The sequence below is a fragment of the Leptospira sp. GIMC2001 genome, from assembly GCF_028462125.1.
Classification (GTDB): domain Bacteria; phylum Spirochaetota; class Leptospiria; order Leptospirales; family Leptospiraceae.
Genome location: NZ_CP115468.1, coordinates 3,348,729 through 3,366,296 on the forward strand (window position 1 = coordinate 3,348,729; position 17,568 = coordinate 3,366,296).

Consider the following 17,568-nt stretch of genomic DNA (forward strand, 5'->3'; position numbering starts at 1 on the left):
CTTCTGAAAATCACTCGCATTGCCAAGGCTTTTTGGTTTATTGGAACTATGAGCTTTGCCATTATCAGTGCAGCTTTTCTCCAAGGATTGTTCGGTTCAGTCCATTGTCTCGGAATGTGTGGACCCTTTGTTCTTCTTTTGCACTCAAGAAATGGATCAGGAATTATTTCCAATTTGATCTACAATATTGGAAGATCCATTTCCTATTCAACGATTGGTTTTCTGCTTGGAATGGTTGGCTTTGGATCGAATAAATATTTTTATGCAGATCTAGGGTTGTATCTTGGAAGTAGTTTAGTTTTAATATTAGGGATTGGTTATATATTTCCATTTTTCCCAAAATTCTTCAACCAAGGATCGCCTGCTTTTATAACTAAATGGGTAAGTGGATTTCTTAAGAGAATCAACAATGTGAAAATTCTATCCTTCCTCATTGGAATCGTTTCGGGGCTTTTGCCTTGCGGTCTACTTTATCCTGCCTATTCACTTTCGCTTCTAACATCTCATCCTGTCTCGGGTGCTCTCGTGATGTTTGCATTTAGTCTTGGAACCTATCCTATGATTATTGGGCTTGGATTAAGCGGACAGAAAGTTCTGCAAATGTTTCAAAATCGCCAATACAAAGTCTTTTTGGGAATTTTGCTTGTCATAATTGCGATAAGTACTATTTTTAACAGAATCAACCTCAAGCCTGAAGAAGGTGAAGAGTGTCATACAGAAACAGATTCCGGGAGCAAAGAAGAATGAAAAAGGCTGGCAAAATTTTCGGAGGAGTGATTGGGTTCCTCGCCGTGGTGATCACAACAACTTATTATATTGATTACCCTTCATACAGTTATGAACACAGCACACTTCCAGCTACATTCGAAGAATTTTACGATATGAAGCTTGCGGAAAGTAAAGCAAAGAACGCAAGACCTGGAAACAACGAACGATTGGTTCGGTATTCAAAGGGCAAAACTCCAATCGCTATTTTGTATATTCATGGTTTCGGTGCATCTCGTGGAGAAGGCGAATATGTTGGAGATGCAATCGCAGAAAAATTCAAAGCGAATCTCTATTATTTAAGACTTCCTGGACATGGCACAAATATTGAAGACCATCGTGAAACAGGTTTTCAAGAATATCTAAAAACCGCAGAAGATACTTTTCTTATGATGGATCGATTGGGTGATAAAGTTGTTGTAATCGGAACTAGTATGGGCGGACTTTTATCCACTTATCTTGCATCAAAGTATCCTGATAAGATTCATGGTTTGATTCTCGCTTCTCCCTTCTACGACTTCCGTGATAAGTCTGGAAATGTTTATAGTTTTATCTGGGGCAAGCAATTGGTTAACACTCTCTATGGTGACCTAAGAAAAAATAAAAAGAATGATAGAGATGATGCTGCCTTTAATTATTGGTATCGTGATCAATACTATGAAGCTGTTCAGAATATTTCTAATCTTAAGAGAGTCATAGCCAATTCAGAAGTATATGAAAAAGTTACTGTTCCCGTCTTAATGTTCTATTACTATAAATCAGAAGAAGACCAAGATTCCACAGCCGATGTGAGTAGAATGTTGGAAGTGTTCGACGAATTCGGTAAGGCAACTCAACCCAATCCTTTGAACAAAAAAGTTCAAATTGAGAACGGTGCACACGTTCTTATGTCAGAATATGTTAAATCTGATAAAGAACTGATCATCAAAGAAATCGAAGAATTCATCACAAAAATCAAATAGTAAAAATGTTTACGATGGTACTTTCTAAATCTTCACTCAACGAAAAGTAGAACATGAAAGTATCATCTCCATGCACAAAAGTTTGCTTCATTGATCCATCAACTGGACTCTGTGAAGGTTGCTATCGAAGTCTGGAAGAAATTGGCCTTTGGTCTAGCTATAGTTTAGAGAAAAGAGAAGAGATTCTGTCCGATCTGAATTTAAGAAAAAAATCAATGAAACTTGAATTAACGTAGATATAATTGAGAATGGGATTCAGTTTCTCCCATTCTCTTTTATAGAATCATTTTAAATTATTTTCGTTTATCGATCAATCCTCTATGAGTTTCGCATAACCGATAGAGTTTGCCTGATCTAGGGTTCTTTTTTGTGACTTTGGTTCCACAAATGATGCAGAGACCATTATCTCTTCGTTTTTTGTACAACATTTGCACTCTTTGTGCTCCAGTTAAGTTGTGTTTGGATATCTGAATGCGATATCCTTTTACAATATAACTACCTATCGAATCATCTTCGCCTTTTTTTAAGGTCGCGATGAGAGTATCAACATCATTTGGTTTAAGTGTCTTAGGCTTCATAAAAATCCTTTGTATTTTATCTAACGGTATTTGACGGAAAAAAAAGGGTTGATTCTTTTTATTTTTAAAATAAAATTTAAGTTATGAAAGTTTCCATGAATAAAAATAATTTATTTCCTCTATCATGTCATAGTTAGAGTAAATGATAGTTTTTATCGATCATAAAAAGGAGATTTGGTGATGGAATACAAAACACTAAAAGAATTCTGGCCTTATTATTTATCGGAGCATTCGAATCCAACAAATCGTTTACTGCATTTCATCGGCTCTTGGATTGCAATAGGGTTTTTAATATGTACCATTTATACATTGAATGCTTTCTTCCTGATTGGCGCTGTACTTTCAGGCTATGCCTTCGCTTGGGTCGGTCATTTTTTGATAGAAAAGAATCGTCCTGCCACTTTCAAATACCCTTTCAAGTCTCTGGTTTCCGACTGGATCATGTTCTATTATATTTTAACAGGACAGATTCAGAAAGAATTAGATAAAAACAAAGGATAATCCAATGTTTAGCTTTTGTAGATCGAGTTTTCTTATTGTCTTACTATGCTCTCAATTAATTTGGAATTGTTCCAAATCTTTAGAAAAGTCTTTGGATGATTGGATCCAAGTTACAGAAAAAGCAGATTCTATCTCAATGGATGAACTTGCCAGACTCTGCTTTAAACATAGTTACCGATTGAGCGAATGGGGTGCGGACAAGAATACTCTTTATGTTGAATACGGAGGTGCTAGTGCTCTTACCTTTTCATCTAAGGAAACGTATATCCCTTCCATACTACTTGATTTAGCACGCAAAGCATATCGAACCTATGCGACCGGAAGCAAAAAAGGTCTAGCTGAATTGCGAGTGAGCTTAGTTAAACCTTATTATGTGAAGAACGAAACCAATCCAGAAACAGAGATCCAAGAATTTGAAGTCTATCGAATCTCAATCGATCCAGTGATTTGGTCAAAAGTAAATTCCGATAAACCCATTGATCCTTTTGAAACTGATGAAAATGATATTCCGATTGGGAAATTCTTAGAGAGACTGGAAATCTTGATGAAGGAATGGAAAGTGGAACTCAATGAATTGAAGAGAGTCCAGGTTCAATAATCCATTTTTTGGGATTGGCGACTGCTGCATCTAGCCGATCTAAATACTTATGCTTAGGAATTTCGTAGGCTCCAAGTTCCCAAGTAAAATGGTTCAATTGTTGTGTATCGAATAATTCGAAACCATCTTGTCTAAGCTGATTGAATAGATGGTATAGAGCAATTTTGCCTGCATCCGATTCAAAAGAAAACATAGACTCACCAGCAAAAAATTGACCAATTGCAACTCCGTATGCGCCTCCAACAAGTTGCATCTGATCATTCCATACTTCAATGCTATGTGCAAATCCCAATCTATGGAACTCAGTGTATCCTTCAATAAATCCAGGAGTAATCCAAGTCTCTTCATTCGGACGATGGGAACATGCTCGGACTACTGCTTCAAAACTTCGATTGAAACTAATTTTATATATATTTTTTCGAATTTTTCTATGCACCGTACGAGAAAAGTGAACGCGATTCAGGTCGAAAATAGCTCTAGGCTCAAGACAATACCATCGTACAGGGTTTTCACTCCAGGGAAAAATTCCATGGGTATAGGCATAGAACAATCGATCGCAAGAAAAGTCCCCACCAATGGCTACAATATCCCTATTCCATTTACGGGGATCTTTGAAAAATGAACCGAAATCTCGAACCGTCATTGTAGTTTTGACCTAAATCCATAGAAAACTGTTTTCCTTTTTTGGATACTATGAAAAATAGGAAGCTCGAATGAAAAGATACAGACTCACTGATTCCAAAACGATTTTAGGGGTATTGAATAGATTACAAAGTGTACCCGTTACCCAAACAGGCACTAATTTTAAATACATTATCGAAAGTGTAAGAATGGAAAATGGTCTTAGCCAGAACTCCAATATCAACCTAACACCTTTGCAAGATGAAATGGGTAAACCAGATCGACTGATGGCAATTCTCAAAGAAAATCGGGTAGAACTCAAAATCAAGCAAGTCAATCCATTTCAAAATGATCTATTCGATGTCGTTGAAATCCTTATTGAGCCATTGGAGAGATCTGCTGCTCGGGCGAACCTAAGAAATATCCAAGCCGAGAACATCCATCTATCCGAGACCGTTGACATCGCAACTATTCTTTCACTCTACGGTAAAACTTCCATCATCACACAAACCATCAATCAATTCCAAAGTCATTTGGAGAATTCTCTGATCCAACATGGATACTTCATAAAAAAAATCAATGTTGGTTTTTTCTATGCAGCAACCTCATCTCTGTTAGAGTATTTATCTCAGTCTAAGTCTCCTTATTTTCTTCGCGACTCGCATAGAAAGATTTTCTATACCGAAAGGGGATTTTTCAATCCTACATCTAAGATGAGTGATAAAGAATTAGATCAGATGTTGAACAATCAATTGTTGAATAATATAAAATCAACTCTGATCGTTCCCCTTTTTACAAATCGAAATGTACTTCTGGGTTATGTAGAGATTTCTTCGAATATGCCAAATCTTGGAAACGATACACTCGCAAATGATATTGAATCTCCGGGGGGAATTTCTGCTGTCCTGAGCTTTCTTGAATCCAGTGCTGAAGATTTCATCTTCAATATGGAGATTGGATACGTTAAAGAATGGAAAAAAATAAGTGATAAAGAAGATATTCGTGATCTCAGTCAGGATGGAAGAGGTGTTGGAATCTATTTCTCAGGTTCTGCAAAAGAAGAAGAATTTCCGACTGGCTCCAAAATTGTTTTCAGTATCAAAATCAATAATCAATACTATTCTTTTTATGGAAATTTGCGAAGCTGGAAACCTGGTGGTGCTGACTCCAAAGCTTTGATCGGAACACGAATTCATACTTGCGATATTCCAAATGGAATAAATCTTTTACAAAGTTATGCAAATAATATTATGAGTAAGGAGATTAAATAACGTTGGATTGCAATTGTAGTTCGGAGACTTACACAGAGATCATTTTGTATTCCGTTCCGATTGTGGGGATCATTTTTGGAACCACTTTGTTGTTTTTTCTGTTTTATTGGTGGCATAAACAACGAATTGAATTGATTCGAAGCAATCAATTTCGCTCAGAAAAGTTCGATCTAAGAACCTACTCCTTTTTTTTGGGGCTTTTGTTGACATTCACAGGATTATCGATTTCAATTGTTTTTATACTTGTGTTAGGAAGATCTTTGGCTCTTCTTGGGGGGTTAGTACCATTCGCGATTGGACTCGGTCTTTTGACCTACTACAAAATGACGAAATAGCTGAATCTAGAATTGTAGATTCGGTCGAATGGGATATGATCCAAGACATTCTCAACGGGAATGTAACGAAATTCAATACGCTAATGCTCAAATATGAGAAGATGGTTTACGCCGTTGCCAATCGAAAATTTGAGACCAATGAAGAAAAGGAAGATTTTGTTCAAGATGTCTTCTTGCAAGTTTATCAATCTTTAAGTAGCTTTAGAGGAGATGCGCAATTCTCAACTTGGCTTTACCAAATCGCAAGAAATTTAGCATCTAAGAAACAAAACCAGAATCAATCAAAAGATCAGATCCAAGTTGATGATCATTCGATTTTTGATAACCTGAAGCTGTCTGCTTCCGAGACATTCCGAAAACTAAGCAATCATGCATCGATCGAAGGCCAAGTAATCAAGGAAGAAATTGCTAGCACAATTCGTCGGTTAGTTGATTCTCTTCCGGCGAGATATAAAAATCCAATACATATGTACTATTTTCAGAATTACAGTTATAAAGAAATCGCAGAGAAATTGAATTTGAAGACCAACACATTAAAAAGTTATATTTTTCGTGGTCGTGAGATTCTTCGGGAGATGTGGAGCCATGAAAAAGACTGAATCCGAAAAAATCAATCGTGAATCTTTAGAAATGATTCCTGACATCAGTGGAGTTCGTGATCGCGTTCTTGCGGTATTATTACCTTCTGGAAGTTTTTCTTGGATGCTGTTCGGATTTGCAATTGTCTTCATATCAGAAATTTCTTGCTTAGCATTGTTTTATACAAATGTAATTAGCAAATTATTATTTCTTATCATTCTTGCTTGTTCCACCTTTATGCTCTGTATGTTTGTTATGATCGTGGGGATTTTTCTTTTTTCACATCGCAATCCTTATATGTATGAATGGAAGGAGAAGCTTGGCTTTAGATGATTCTTATAAAAAACTTTTTTCCATTCCTATTTTCCCAGAAAATCTATCATTTCTTAATACTACTTATTCTTACTGTATTTCTTGCAACTGGGTCGGTATTCGGTCAAGAATCGAATTTGCCCAAAGCCAAAGAGTTCTTGGATATGAAACTAGACGATGCCTATCCTTTGATTGAAAGATTGAACAAAGAAGACGCAAAAGAATTGATCACTCAGATTCGTAATGAAGCGAAGAAAGACTATTCTAATATAGATAAGTTTTATTTTCTTATTTCTCATCTCGAAGAAATCCAAGCTATAGAAAAAGAGCAGAATCGGTTGAATAACCTTCTCTGGGTTTATGGTTTGGGATTCATACTTTTCACTGGCTTTCTTGGATATATTTTGCATAATCAGAGAAAAGCAATTCGAGATATTCAACGATCTATAAAGTAATGGAATTGTCACGAGCTTGTATTCTTCCTGTAACCTAATTAGGTACTAATGAAGGAAGAAGGAGAATCCACTTGGGTAAAAATGATAATATAAAAGCCAAGGTTCTCGTGGTCGATGACGAAGAAGATATCGCAGACCTCATAAAAGTGAACTTAGAAACAGAAGGTTATTCGATTGATGTCTGCCACAATGGATTAGAAGTCCTATCTCGAGTAGAAAAAAACCAACCTGATATCATAATACTGGATCTAATGCTCCCTGGAATCGGTGGGATGGATCTCTGCAAAAAGATCAAAGAGAAATGGAATATACCTGTAATCATGGTGACAGCGAAGACTGGTGAGACCGATGTCGTGCTTGGACTGGAACTTGGAGCTGACGACTATATCAAGAAACCTTTCTCCACACGTGAACTAACTGCACGCGTGCGAACTGTTATTCGACGTGCTGCCAATAAAGAAGATCTAGAGAAAATGGAGAATATTGCAATTGGTAAGATTAGTCTCAATGCAACCGCCCATAAAGTCTATGTAGAAAATCAGGAAATCGAACTTACCCTTATCGAATACAAACTGCTCTATCTCTTCATGTCGAATCCTGGAGTTGCTCTATCAAGAGATAAACTATTGGATCGTGTCTGGGGCAAGGATGTATTCGTAACCGATAGAACAGTCGATGTAAATATAAAAAGACTGCGAGATAAATTATTGACTGAAAAAGATAAATTAGAAACTATTCGAGGAATTGGTTACCGATTCCGGAATGCGTAGTTTCTTCTCAACTTTACTTCTCAGCAATTGGGCTTATTTACTATCTCTATTTATTACTGCTCTTGGAGTTCTCTATCTTGATTCAATCCTCAATCCTGAATTGAGGATTTTATTGTTCTCCGTATTTTTTATGGGAGCGATGTTCGGATCTTTCTATATTTCCTATTCAATTGCTAAAATTGTCATCGCACCTTTGGCTAAAGTTGAGAAGAAAACAGATGAAATTAATGCAGGTGATTTTGGAACAGAACTCACCAGGCCAGATATTCGAGAACTTGCAAAATTAACTGAATCCATCAATGGGATGGCTCGTAGACTTAAGAATCAATTTGTAGACCTCACACTCGAAAAAGAAAAATTCAATTCACTTCTTCAGAATCTAAAAGAGGGAGTCTTTGCAGTTGATATAACCAACAAAGTTTTGTTCCAGAATAAAAATATTCCAGATCTTTTTATAGCTCCCAATTCCCAATCACAATTGATCCAAGATTGTATTTTGAATCCGACATTACTTCAGTTGATTGATGATTCCATTCGAGATCAAGAAGAAAAGCGAGAAACCATAGTCTCGAATCATCATTATTATAATATTCGCATTTATCCATTACGTTCGAATAATTCCATTTTTATATATATGGGTGTGATCCTGGATGTCACGGAAGAAAAACAAAATCAAATCATTCGAGAACAATTTTTCCAAAATGCATCACATGAATTGAAGACACCGATAACTTCGATCAAAGGTTTCACTGAAACTTTAGAGAACACACTCAAGCTTGCATCCGACAGTCAGGAAAAAAAATTCCTAGATGCAATATTGAGAAACACGGATCGTATGATTCGAATCATCGAAGATATGATGGAGATATCAAAGCTGGAATCTCTATCAACTAAATTGATGTTAGAAAAATTTGATTTAAATGAATTGGTTCAGAATATAAAACTTTCACTCAGCAGTATTTTTGACAAAAAAAACCAGATCCTAAAAATTTCCATTCCAAGTCCTTTTATGATCAATGCCGATTTGGTGCTCATGGAACATTTAATCATAAACCTTGTATCCAATGCCTCAGCCTATTCTAATGAAAATTCCGAAATTGTGGTCCTCGCCCTTAGAAAGGGAGAATCCACTGTATTAGAAGTTATTGATAATGGAATTGGAATTGGTAGCGAAGATGCTGATCGTATTTTTGAGAGATTCTATAGAGTAGACTCCAACCGATCCAGAAAAGGTGGCGGAACAGGCCTCGGACTTTCCATTGTAAAACATATCAGTAGATTGCATGGAGGCGATGTAGTTGCAGTATCGAATCCTGAAGGTGGTTCAATTTTCCGAGTATCTATCCCAGATTGAGAAAATTTAATTTGCAGTTTTCCAGATTTATGTATTGTATATAGCTATGACATTTCCTAAAGGATTCCATTCATTTGGAAAAAATATTGGTATCAAGGATGATACACTCGATTTCGCAGTCATTTATTCTGAGACGGTTTGCAAAGCTTCCGCGGTTTTTACTTTAAACAATTTTCCTGGCGCACCTGTTGTGGTTGGACGAGAAAATGTAAAAGATGGAAAACTACAGGCAATCGTAATCAATTCCAAAAACTCGAACGTCGCAACGGGAGCCAAGGGTCTCCAAGATTCTCGTGATATTTGTGACGCAGTTGCTGAATCTCTGGGTATCGAATCGAAAGATGTGCTCCCTTCTTCCACTGGAGTGATTGGTGTTCCATTACCTATTGAGAAAATTCTCAAGGCCTGCAGATCCGCAAAAGAAAATCTCAAACCTGGTAACTTGGAAGAAGTCGCACACGCGATCATGACTACGGATAAGAAAGAAAAAATTGCCTATAGGAATATAACACATAACAACCAAACGGGCGTTATCTATGGAATTGCGAAAGGTGCCGGAATGATTGAGCCAAATATGGCAACAATGTTATCTTATATATTTTCCGATTTCCATACAGAAGGTGATCTCAATTCTGATCTCAAATACGCTGTCGATGAAAGTTTCAACAGTCTATCGATTGATAGCGATACTTCAACGAGTGACACAGTAGTGATCATGACATCTGGCTTATCCGGAACGTTGCCTACGGAAGTATTTAGAAAAAATTTACTAGATATTAGTATTGAATTAACTAAGAAAATCGCAAAAGATGGTGAAGGTGCAACAAAGCTTATCATAGTCCAGGTGGATCAAGCTCGAGATGTTGAGCAGGCAAGAAAGATCGGGAAATCGATTCTCAATTCACCTTTAGTAAAAACTGCAGTCTATGGAGCTGATCCAAATTGGGGTCGCTTGATTATGGCAGTGGGAAAGGTTTTTGATGAACCTATTTCATATGATAAATTCAATATCTTCTTTGGTGATCTACCTGTAAAAGAAGCAAATAATCATCAGAAAAAAGCTCTATCCGAATATTTAAAAACAAATGATGAAATTTTGATTCGAGTTGAACTTGGGCAAGGAAACATTAGCAAGCGATTCTACGGCTGCGACCTAACTGAAGGCTATGTTCAAGAAAACGCATACTATACAACATGAATTCAGTTGATTCTCTTTTAAAGTATTGGTTTCGAATTTTACCGTCAGGTTATCAAGTAAAAAGATTTCTTATAGTATTTGCGACAAGGTTTCTTTTTCTTGTGATTTCTTTTCTAATTTATTGGAGTCTACTCAAAAATTTACCGCAAGATATTCATTTTAATTTAGAAGTCGCAATGGTACTTACACTTACAATTTGTACGGTTGTATTCCTTCCTATATTCGAGAAATTCTCTTTGTATCTAAAAGGTATATTCTTATCTGAATATCTTCTAGAAGATGCATCTGTTTCACGCTTTGCCTATAAGAGATTTGATAACAATTCATTAATCAAATCCGTATTTCCCGATATGGTGAAGATTTCCGGATCGGAATCTGGCAAATTGGGAATTTTAAAAGAAGATGGAACTTTTGATATCTACACATACAATCGTGGTCGTCAAAAAAAAATTCCCACTCGAAATGAAAATACTCCAATGAATCAGCTAATGCAATTCTTATTAAAATTCAAAAATGGCGTGAGCATTTCGGAGACGGTTTCTCATCCAGAAATCAATTCTGATTTTATAGCTCTACGAGCTGATTTCATTGTTCCTTTTCTCTTCCGAGAAAAAATCTTTGGTTTCTTGGCGGTATCGAATATCCCAGATCGAGAAGCCTTACATCAATTAATCGTTCTGTCTGGACAATGCGCGCTTGTCATTCATAACCAAAATCTTTCGGCACATATTGTTGAAAATTTAAAATATAGGCAAGAAGAAGAATCCGCAAAGCGAATTCAGAATCTTTTGCAAAAAGGCAAAGTTCCCGAAATTGATGAGCTATCTATTCAATTTACAGGACTTGATCCATCTACTCTAATTGAATTCTTTCAAACAGAAGACAACCGATGGAATTTTCTCATTCTTTCGGCAGGTGGTCCGCCGAGAAGTGCTGGATTACTTCATTCTTATATTCTAGGATTATTGTATTCGAGACTCAAGCGCGGCAAGGCCAACAACTTTATAGAAATCAAGACTATGATCAGCGAAACTTTTCAAAAAGTAGAATGGAAAGAAAAATACGGATATCTACTTGGAAAATTTCAAGCTGGAGGCAATCTTGAAATTCTTCACGAAGGAAACCTTTTTAAAGTATATGAAGTTAAGAAGCCCGATATCTCCATCACTTCTATAGGATGGAAAAATTTTATCAACGCTAACTCATATCCAATTTCCATTGACTTAAGAAATCGTTTATTTATGAGGATTGGTCGAGCGTGAGAGATCTAGTTGTATTATTCATATCAACTGCAATATTTTTTCTTGGTTTGATTGCAATCTTAGTTGGATTACAAAAGAACATCTATCGCCTTCCAGTTTATTATTATCCCAATGGATTGGTTCTTAACATCAATGATCAATTCAAAGAATTCTGGGGAAATAAAATTTCCATGGATGATGTTGCCTTCGCAAAAGATCTAAATACAAAATTTAGCTTTGCTGAGCATGAAGTTAGAATCTATGATAAAAATCAAAGTGAGCAGATAGGAAGGTTCTTCTTTTTTAATATAAAGAAATTCGATATTATTCGTTATTTTTCTGCAGATATACTCACTTCGCTTATTGCTTTTATTACTGCTTTTTGGTTTTTTTACCATATTCGAGATACATATATATTTTTATTTTTTCTCAATGCCGCTGCATTATTGCTTTGTAACTTTCTGTATATTGCCTTCGATGAATATTTTTTCTTTTTTACTTTTTTTCTTTTTATGTTTAGCTTTTCCTTGCTCAATCTATCTTTTCGATTTCGAGGCAAGGAGATTCCAACAAAATATATAATCCCTCAACTAGTCGTCTCTGCTGTTATGGGATTTGTAATCGAAACGGAAAGTGAGAATTTTGATTTGGTGATTCGAGTTGGGTTTGGTGGATTGATTCTGTTACTGGGATCCATTATCTTATCAGTCGCTTCAATTGTTTATGATATTGGAAGTTATCACCAACAAAAGAATATTCTCATTCGCAAAATGAGTCTGATATTTTCTCTCTTATTGCTAGGTTTTGTTCCAGTGACAATTGTTTTCTATGATCCATTAGGAATCATGGCATATGATCGACTCTATTTATTTATTATTTTTCTAGTTTTCTTATCTTCATTTATTTATGGAACATATCGATATAGTTTAGTTCCTATCCAAGTTTTTTTCAATCCTACGATTGTTGCTCTGCTACTGGTATCATCTGTTGTCGGAACTTATATCGTTCTTGCATTTATTCTAAAGCAATATCTTTCGATTCAAATACTTATTGATTCCAGGTATTTTAATGTTTTCTTTCTATTGATTACAATTATCTATCTGATTCCGATTCGATCGGCATTTAGGGAACTCGTTAATTATTATAGCTTTAAGAAGAATGCAAATCTGGCAGCAAGCTTAGAGAAAATTTCCTCACAAATCTCATCACCCATTTCAATGAAATCCATTGTTGGTGGAATTAATAGAAATATGATGGAGACGCTAAATGTAAATCAGATCATGCTTCTGATTCCTGGGGATCAATTTGCCAATGCCGATTTGAGAAATATAAATTTTACTCGAATCTCTACCAATTCAGAAATCTGGAAATACTTTCTGCGATCCAAAGAAGTAACAGTTACATCTCACCTAACATATGGCGTTGGACTAAGAGAAAGTCTATTCCAATACTTAAGCAAGATGGGAATACAGATCGCCTTTCCTATTCGAGACAGCAAAGAAAAGAAGAAAAACAAAGCGATCCTTCTTATCGGTGAAAAAGTTGACAAACAGAATTTTAGTTTAGGCGAACTTCGATATATTCGGGAAGTATCAAGACTCGCTTCCATGCTTCTGGATAATTACTCACTACTTGCTGATGAGATAGAAAAGAAAAAAATCATGCGTAAACTGCATACTGCATCTGTTCTCGATCACACACTCAATCTTATCGATAGCAATCCATCTGAATATTTACGAATTGGATACTTTTCCATTCCGGCTGTTGAGATAAGTGGTGACTATTTGGATATCATCAATTTGAATCCAGAAAAAGTAGCAATATTTCTTGGCGATGTATCAGGACATGGATTGGGAACTGGTTATATAGTAACAGCGATTAAAGCAATCACGAGAGATATGATCAACACAGAAGATGATCTAGAAAAAATATTTGTGAACATCAATCATTTCCTAAAAGAAAAGTATGGTGGCAACGAATTTATGACTCTTCTTGGTGGAATTCTAAATACCAAAACTCAGACTTTTACCTATATCAATGCTGGACATCCTGGACTTATTGTAGTTACAGAAGATGGATATTTGAAGCCATACAACAAGACTCAGAGAGTATTAGGAATTCTCGAAACTGAATATAAGACTGGAGTTTTACAACTGAACAATGCTGAGAAATTAATAATTTATTCAGATGGCGTAACAGAAACTTTTGGGGAAGGAGAGTCTATGTTTGGAGAAGAAACTCTATATGATGTGCTTCGCAAAAATTACCATCTCTCGGCTGATGAGATGCCACTACTTTTGCAAGATCGACTTGAAGTATTCCGTAAGGGTAAAGAACTTACTGACGATTCAACTTTCGTAGCAATTGAGCTACTTTCCAAACAACTATCTTCCGATAGTATTAAGTAGTTGCAATGTCTAGTCGTTCGTTTCAATTTATTCTCTTCTTGTCGCTACTCCTCAGCTTGATTTCATTTTGGGATCATCCGCTAATGGCTAGCGTAAAAGAATTTGTTGTATTGATTCATGAGATTTGCCATGCAGTTGCAGCATTGTTGACTGGTGGAGATGTAAAAAACATAGCCATTCATGGAGATGAATCGGGGGAAACCGTGACTCTTCCATCAACACTTCGCGGTTCTTTTCTATTTGTGGTATCTGCAGGATATCTTGGAACCTCACTTATCGGTGGAGTTTTACTCTATAAAGGATTCACGGGAAGAAATACAAAAACCACTTTGATTCTTTTAGCAATTCTTGTTTTTCTTCTTACAATGAAGTATTCAAACGTAGGAGAATTTGCTTATACGGTCGGTGTCGCCTGGTCGCTTGGAATTTTCTTTGCTGGCTTTCTTGGAAAACATTTATCCTCCATCGCATTGGTTTTCCTAGGCACAACAATTTCTCTATACAGCATTTATGATCTCTCAGATTTTGCTAGGCATGTTCATCAAACAGATGCTGGAATTCTTGCATACTGGCTTACAGGATATAATGTAAACTTACACGATAAACCTCCGGCTTCCGTTCTGATCCTTGGATATCTGGTTGCGATCACCTGGTCACTGATCAGTATAGGAACCATTTATAGCTTTGTTATGCGATCCATTAGCCACGGTGATGGTATTATGCATGAACCTTCCAGTCAGTCCCCATCTGGAATCGATCCTAATTTCCAAGAAATGTTTCCTGGCGAACTCACACCTGAGGTTGTGGACTGGTTTTTGGCGAGAGGATTGGATTTGAACGGTCGTCCTTTGACTGGAGAATTGGTGGACGGATTTCAGAAAGATTCTGAAATGACTTAAGAACTATGAGTAAACGAATTCTCATCACTGGTGGAGCTGGATTTATAGGTTCCCATTTATGCGAAAGATTGATTGCAGAAGGCAACGAAGTAATATGCCTCGACAACCTTCATACGGGTAGAAAAAAAAATATTTCCCATTTATTGAATAATCAAGGATTTGAATTTCTTCGCCACGACATCACTGACCCACTAAAGATAGAAGTAGATCAAATCTATAATATGGCTTGTCCAGCCTCTCCAGTTCATTATCAATCCAATCCTATAAAAACAATTAAGACAAATGTTTTAGGTATGATGAATATGCTAGGACTTGCTAAACGAGTTAATGCAAGAATCTTGCAAGCTTCAACCAGTGAAGTTTATGGCAATCCTTTAGAACATCCTCAGAATGAATCTTATTGGGGAAATGTAAATACTATTGGAATCAGATCATGTTATGATGAAGGAAAACGAGTTGCAGAAACTCTTTGCTTCGACTATCATAGAAACCATTATGTAGATATTAGAGTCATTCGTATCTTCAATACATATGGTCCAAAAATGTTACCAAACGACGGTCGAGTAGTAAGTAATTTTATTGTGCAAGCTCTTCAGGGCAATGACATCACTATCTATGGTGATGGATCCCAGACCCGTTCATTCTGTTACGTTGATGATCTGGTCGATGGAATCATTTCGATGATGGAAAAGGATAATTTCACAGGACCAGTCAATCTAGGTAATGACGGAGAGTTCACTGTTAAAGAGCTTGCCGAACATGTTGTACGCCTTACTGGAACCAAATCAAAAATCATTTACAAGGATTTACCTTCCGATGATCCAAGTAGAAGAAAACCCGATTTGACACTTGCAAAGAAAGAATTAAACTTTCAACCAAAAGTAAAGTTGGAACAAGGTCTCGCAAAAGCAATTGAATATTTTAAACAAAATCTGAACTAAAGAATTAGGTATATATGCAACTAGGTATAATCAAAGAAGAAAGTTTCGAGAATCGCGTTTCAATCACTCCAGATGTAATTGATGCTCTAAAAAAAATAGGAATCGAAGTAATCATTGAGACAGGAGCCGGAGACCGAGCATTTCATTCAGATGATCAGTACAAGGCTGCGGGTGCAACTGTTGGTTCAAGGTCTGAAGTTCTTTCGAAATCCGACTTGATTACCTGCGTTCAATTTCCAACAGAAGAAGTAAGCTCTGCTCTTAAGAAAGGCCAGAGCCTCATGTCCCTATTTCAACCAGTTTACAACAAAGATAAAATTGCAAAATTGAATAGCCAAGGGCTGACTTTGTACAGTCTAGATACGATTCCAAGGATTACTCGCGCACAAAGTATGGACGTTTTGTCCTCTCAAGCAACCGTTGCTGGATACAAAGCTGTTCTACTTGCTGCAACTTCTCTCAGCCGCTTCTTTCCAATGCTTACCACTGCTGCGGGAACGATCACTCCAACCAGAATGTTAATTATCGGTGCAGGAGTCGCTGGACTTCAAGCTATTGCGACAGCTAGAAGACTTGGAGCTGTTGTCGATGTTTTTGATACTCGACCAGAAGTAAAAGAACAAGTCATGAGTCTTGGAGCAAAATTTGTCGAGGTTGAAGGAGCCGCTGATGCATCGCAAGCTGGTGGTTATGCGGTAGAACAATCAGATGAATACAAGCAAAGACAAGCAGAAGCGATTCATAAATTTGCATCCAAAGCAGATGTAATTATTACTACAGCCTTAATTCCAGGTAAACCTGCACCTAAACTGATTGCAAAAGCAACCGTTGAAGAGATGCGTCCTGGATCAGTTATAGTAGACTTGGCTTCTATCATGGGTGGAAATTGTGAACTTACTGTGGATAACCAAACGATCAATCACAAAGGAGTTTCTATAATCGGAAATTCCAATCTTCCTTCCACCATGCCATCTGATGCGAGCAAGATGTTTGCCAAAAACATTCTGAATTTCCTGAAGCTGCTAATGAAAGAAAACCAAGTGAATTTGGATTTCAACGATGAAGTTATTGCAGGGACTTGCATTGCTCATAATGGCGAAATTACACATAAGCCAACGAAAGCTGCTCTAGGTGAATAGAATCAAAATTTTATTAAGAATTTTTTGATATAGCTTATATTCTACAATGTTTAGGATTTCATTTTAGAATATAAGCCCCGTTAAATTTGTGGAATCATAATCACAGGAGAGAACCCTCCCCCGGCGGTTCGGAAATTTGTGGTTTGACCTTGGTAGAGGCGACTGGTTAATAAAAAAACTTCCTTATCATAGATATAAGCTCGGAAATCTGTCTTAAAATCCATAGCCTCTCCCTCCACTTGGAAACTGCGAGTAGATGGCTCGATAAATTCCTGGACGATATAATCCTGATTCATAATCTCTTCAAATTTTTTTCTAGATATTTTCTTACCGGAATATGATCCTTTGCCACCATAGCTTTGATTTGGTTTAAAAAAATATTCCCCCGGTTATTTCTTTTTCAAGAAAAAAGGGGAATCTTCCATTTTGAATTAAATCAAAACGAATTTTTAATTCGTCCAGGGTATTACAATTACAAACGGTATAGATCGACCTTACAAAATTTTCTGCCATAGTTAATAATTCTTTTTTGCCAAACTGTCTCAAGATAATTTTACAAAAGGAAAATTTTTCCCTTTACCCTTATACTAAAGAACCTTCTAGAAAGATTTCTCGATTGACATTTTTCTAGAAACTGCCGA

At 36.5% G+C, this 17,568-nt stretch carries 21 protein-coding genes; 18 read left to right on the forward strand and 3 right to left on the reverse strand.

What is annotated here, in order from left to right; all coding sequences use genetic code 11:
• The first annotated feature begins 48 nt into the window (after positions 1–48).
• The 3 genes from O4O04_RS16875 to O4O04_RS16885 are packed head-to-tail and all read left to right on the forward strand — an operon-like array spanning position 49 to position 1,963.
• Positions 49–747: a sulfite exporter TauE/SafE family protein gene (locus O4O04_RS16875; protein ID WP_272532946.1), complete on the forward strand. Its 699-nt coding sequence runs from the start codon at positions 49–51 to the stop codon at positions 745–747.
• Entirely contained in the window at positions 744–1,727 is a 984-nt protein-coding gene (locus O4O04_RS16880; protein ID WP_272532947.1) for an alpha/beta hydrolase, read from the forward strand. Before O4O04_RS16875 ends, O4O04_RS16880 begins: the two co-directional genes overlap by 4 nt.
• Before the next feature lie 53 nt (positions 1,728–1,780).
• Positions 1,781–1,963, forward strand: a complete 183-nt coding sequence (locus O4O04_RS16885) for a DUF1289 domain-containing protein (RefSeq protein WP_272532948.1) — start codon at positions 1,781–1,783, stop codon at positions 1,961–1,963.
• Between the two features lie 57 nt (positions 1,964–2,020).
• Here the strand turns inward: O4O04_RS16885 and O4O04_RS16890 are convergent, their stop codons facing one another.
• Positions 2,021–2,305 carry a profilin domain protein gene (locus O4O04_RS16890; protein WP_272532949.1) on the reverse strand — a complete coding sequence of 95 codons (285 nt, stop codon included), beginning with the start codon at positions 2,303–2,305 and terminating at the stop codon, positions 2,021–2,023.
• 180 nt (positions 2,306–2,485) lie between these two features.
• Between O4O04_RS16890 and O4O04_RS16895 the strand changes: the two genes are divergently transcribed.
• Positions 2,486–2,806 carry an Mpo1-like protein gene (locus tag O4O04_RS16895; protein ID WP_272532950.1) on the forward strand — a complete coding sequence of 107 codons (321 nt, stop codon included), beginning with the start codon at positions 2,486–2,488 and terminating at the stop codon, positions 2,804–2,806.
• 4 nt (positions 2,807–2,810) lie between these two features.
• Positions 2,811–3,404, forward strand: coding sequence for a hypothetical protein (locus O4O04_RS16900; RefSeq protein ID WP_272532951.1), 594 nt, complete (start codon positions 2,811–2,813; stop codon positions 3,402–3,404).
• Here O4O04_RS16900 and aat read toward each other — a convergent pair.
• Entirely contained in the window at positions 3,373–4,047 is a 675-nt protein-coding gene (gene aat, locus O4O04_RS16905; protein ID WP_272532952.1) for a leucyl/phenylalanyl-tRNA--protein transferase, read from the reverse strand. The two genes, O4O04_RS16900 and aat, sit on opposite strands and share 32 nt — an antisense overlap.
• A gap of 70 nt (positions 4,048–4,117) precedes the next feature.
• On the opposite strand from aat, the gene O4O04_RS16910 reads away from it, so the two are divergent.
• From O4O04_RS16910 to O4O04_RS16970, 13 genes are all read left to right on the forward strand, one after another.
• On the forward strand, positions 4,118–5,296 hold the full coding sequence (locus O4O04_RS16910) for a hypothetical protein (protein WP_272532953.1): 1,179 nt from the start codon (positions 4,118–4,120) through the stop codon (positions 5,294–5,296).
• A complete protein-coding gene (locus tag O4O04_RS16915; protein WP_272536132.1) occupies positions 5,293–5,631 on the forward strand; it encodes a DUF6249 domain-containing protein in 339 nt (112 codons plus the stop codon). Before O4O04_RS16910 ends, O4O04_RS16915 begins: the two co-directional genes overlap by 4 nt.
• Before the next feature lie 35 nt (positions 5,632–5,666).
• Positions 5,667–6,230 carry an RNA polymerase sigma factor gene (locus O4O04_RS16920; RefSeq protein ID WP_272532954.1) on the forward strand — a complete coding sequence of 188 codons (564 nt, stop codon included), beginning with the start codon at positions 5,667–5,669 and terminating at the stop codon, positions 6,228–6,230.
• Complete coding sequence (locus O4O04_RS16925; protein ID WP_272532955.1) at positions 6,217–6,543, forward strand: hypothetical protein; 327 nt, start codon at positions 6,217–6,219, stop codon at positions 6,541–6,543. Before O4O04_RS16920 ends, O4O04_RS16925 begins: the two co-directional genes overlap by 14 nt.
• A complete protein-coding gene (locus O4O04_RS16930) occupies positions 6,540–6,977 on the forward strand; it encodes a hypothetical protein (RefSeq protein ID WP_272532956.1) in 438 nt (145 codons plus the stop codon). The genes O4O04_RS16925 and O4O04_RS16930 overlap by 4 nt, the downstream gene beginning before the upstream one ends.
• Before the next feature lie 71 nt (positions 6,978–7,048).
• On the forward strand, positions 7,049–7,747 hold the full coding sequence (locus O4O04_RS16935) for a response regulator (protein WP_272532957.1): 699 nt from the start codon (positions 7,049–7,051) through the stop codon (positions 7,745–7,747).
• A complete protein-coding gene (locus O4O04_RS16940; protein ID WP_272532958.1) occupies positions 7,740–9,101 on the forward strand; it encodes a HAMP domain-containing sensor histidine kinase in 1,362 nt (453 codons plus the stop codon). Before O4O04_RS16935 ends, O4O04_RS16940 begins: the two co-directional genes overlap by 8 nt.
• A 46-nt stretch (positions 9,102–9,147) precedes the next feature.
• On the forward strand, positions 9,148–10,299 hold the full coding sequence (argJ, locus tag O4O04_RS16945; protein ID WP_272532959.1) for a bifunctional glutamate N-acetyltransferase/amino-acid acetyltransferase ArgJ: 1,152 nt from the start codon (positions 9,148–9,150) through the stop codon (positions 10,297–10,299).
• The gene (locus tag O4O04_RS16950) at positions 10,296–11,561 is read left to right on the forward strand and encodes a hypothetical protein (RefSeq protein ID WP_272532960.1); all 1,266 of its coding nucleotides are present in this window, start codon (positions 10,296–10,298) and stop codon (positions 11,559–11,561) included. Before argJ ends, O4O04_RS16950 begins: the two co-directional genes overlap by 4 nt.
• The gene (locus O4O04_RS16955) at positions 11,558–13,948 is read left to right on the forward strand and encodes a PP2C family protein-serine/threonine phosphatase (RefSeq protein WP_272532961.1); all 2,391 of its coding nucleotides are present in this window, start codon (positions 11,558–11,560) and stop codon (positions 13,946–13,948) included. The genes O4O04_RS16950 and O4O04_RS16955 overlap by 4 nt, the downstream gene beginning before the upstream one ends.
• 5 nt (positions 13,949–13,953) lie before the next feature.
• On the forward strand, positions 13,954–14,847 hold the full coding sequence (locus O4O04_RS16960; protein ID WP_272532962.1) for a M50 family metallopeptidase: 894 nt from the start codon (positions 13,954–13,956) through the stop codon (positions 14,845–14,847).
• Positions 14,848–14,852: 5 nt separating this feature from the next.
• On the forward strand, positions 14,853–15,788 hold the full coding sequence (locus tag O4O04_RS16965; protein ID WP_272532963.1) for a UDP-glucuronic acid decarboxylase family protein: 936 nt from the start codon (positions 14,853–14,855) through the stop codon (positions 15,786–15,788).
• 14 nt (positions 15,789–15,802) lie between these two features.
• Positions 15,803–16,927, forward strand: a complete 1,125-nt coding sequence (locus tag O4O04_RS16970) for a Re/Si-specific NAD(P)(+) transhydrogenase subunit alpha (protein ID WP_272532964.1) — start codon at positions 15,803–15,805, stop codon at positions 16,925–16,927.
• Positions 16,928–17,007: 80 nt separating this feature from the next.
• On the opposite strand, the gene O4O04_RS16975 is transcribed toward O4O04_RS16970, so the two are convergent.
• On the reverse strand, positions 17,008–17,223 hold the full coding sequence (locus tag O4O04_RS16975) for a hypothetical protein (protein ID WP_272532965.1): 216 nt from the start codon (positions 17,221–17,223) through the stop codon (positions 17,008–17,010).
• Positions 17,224–17,568: the final 345 nt, after the last annotated feature.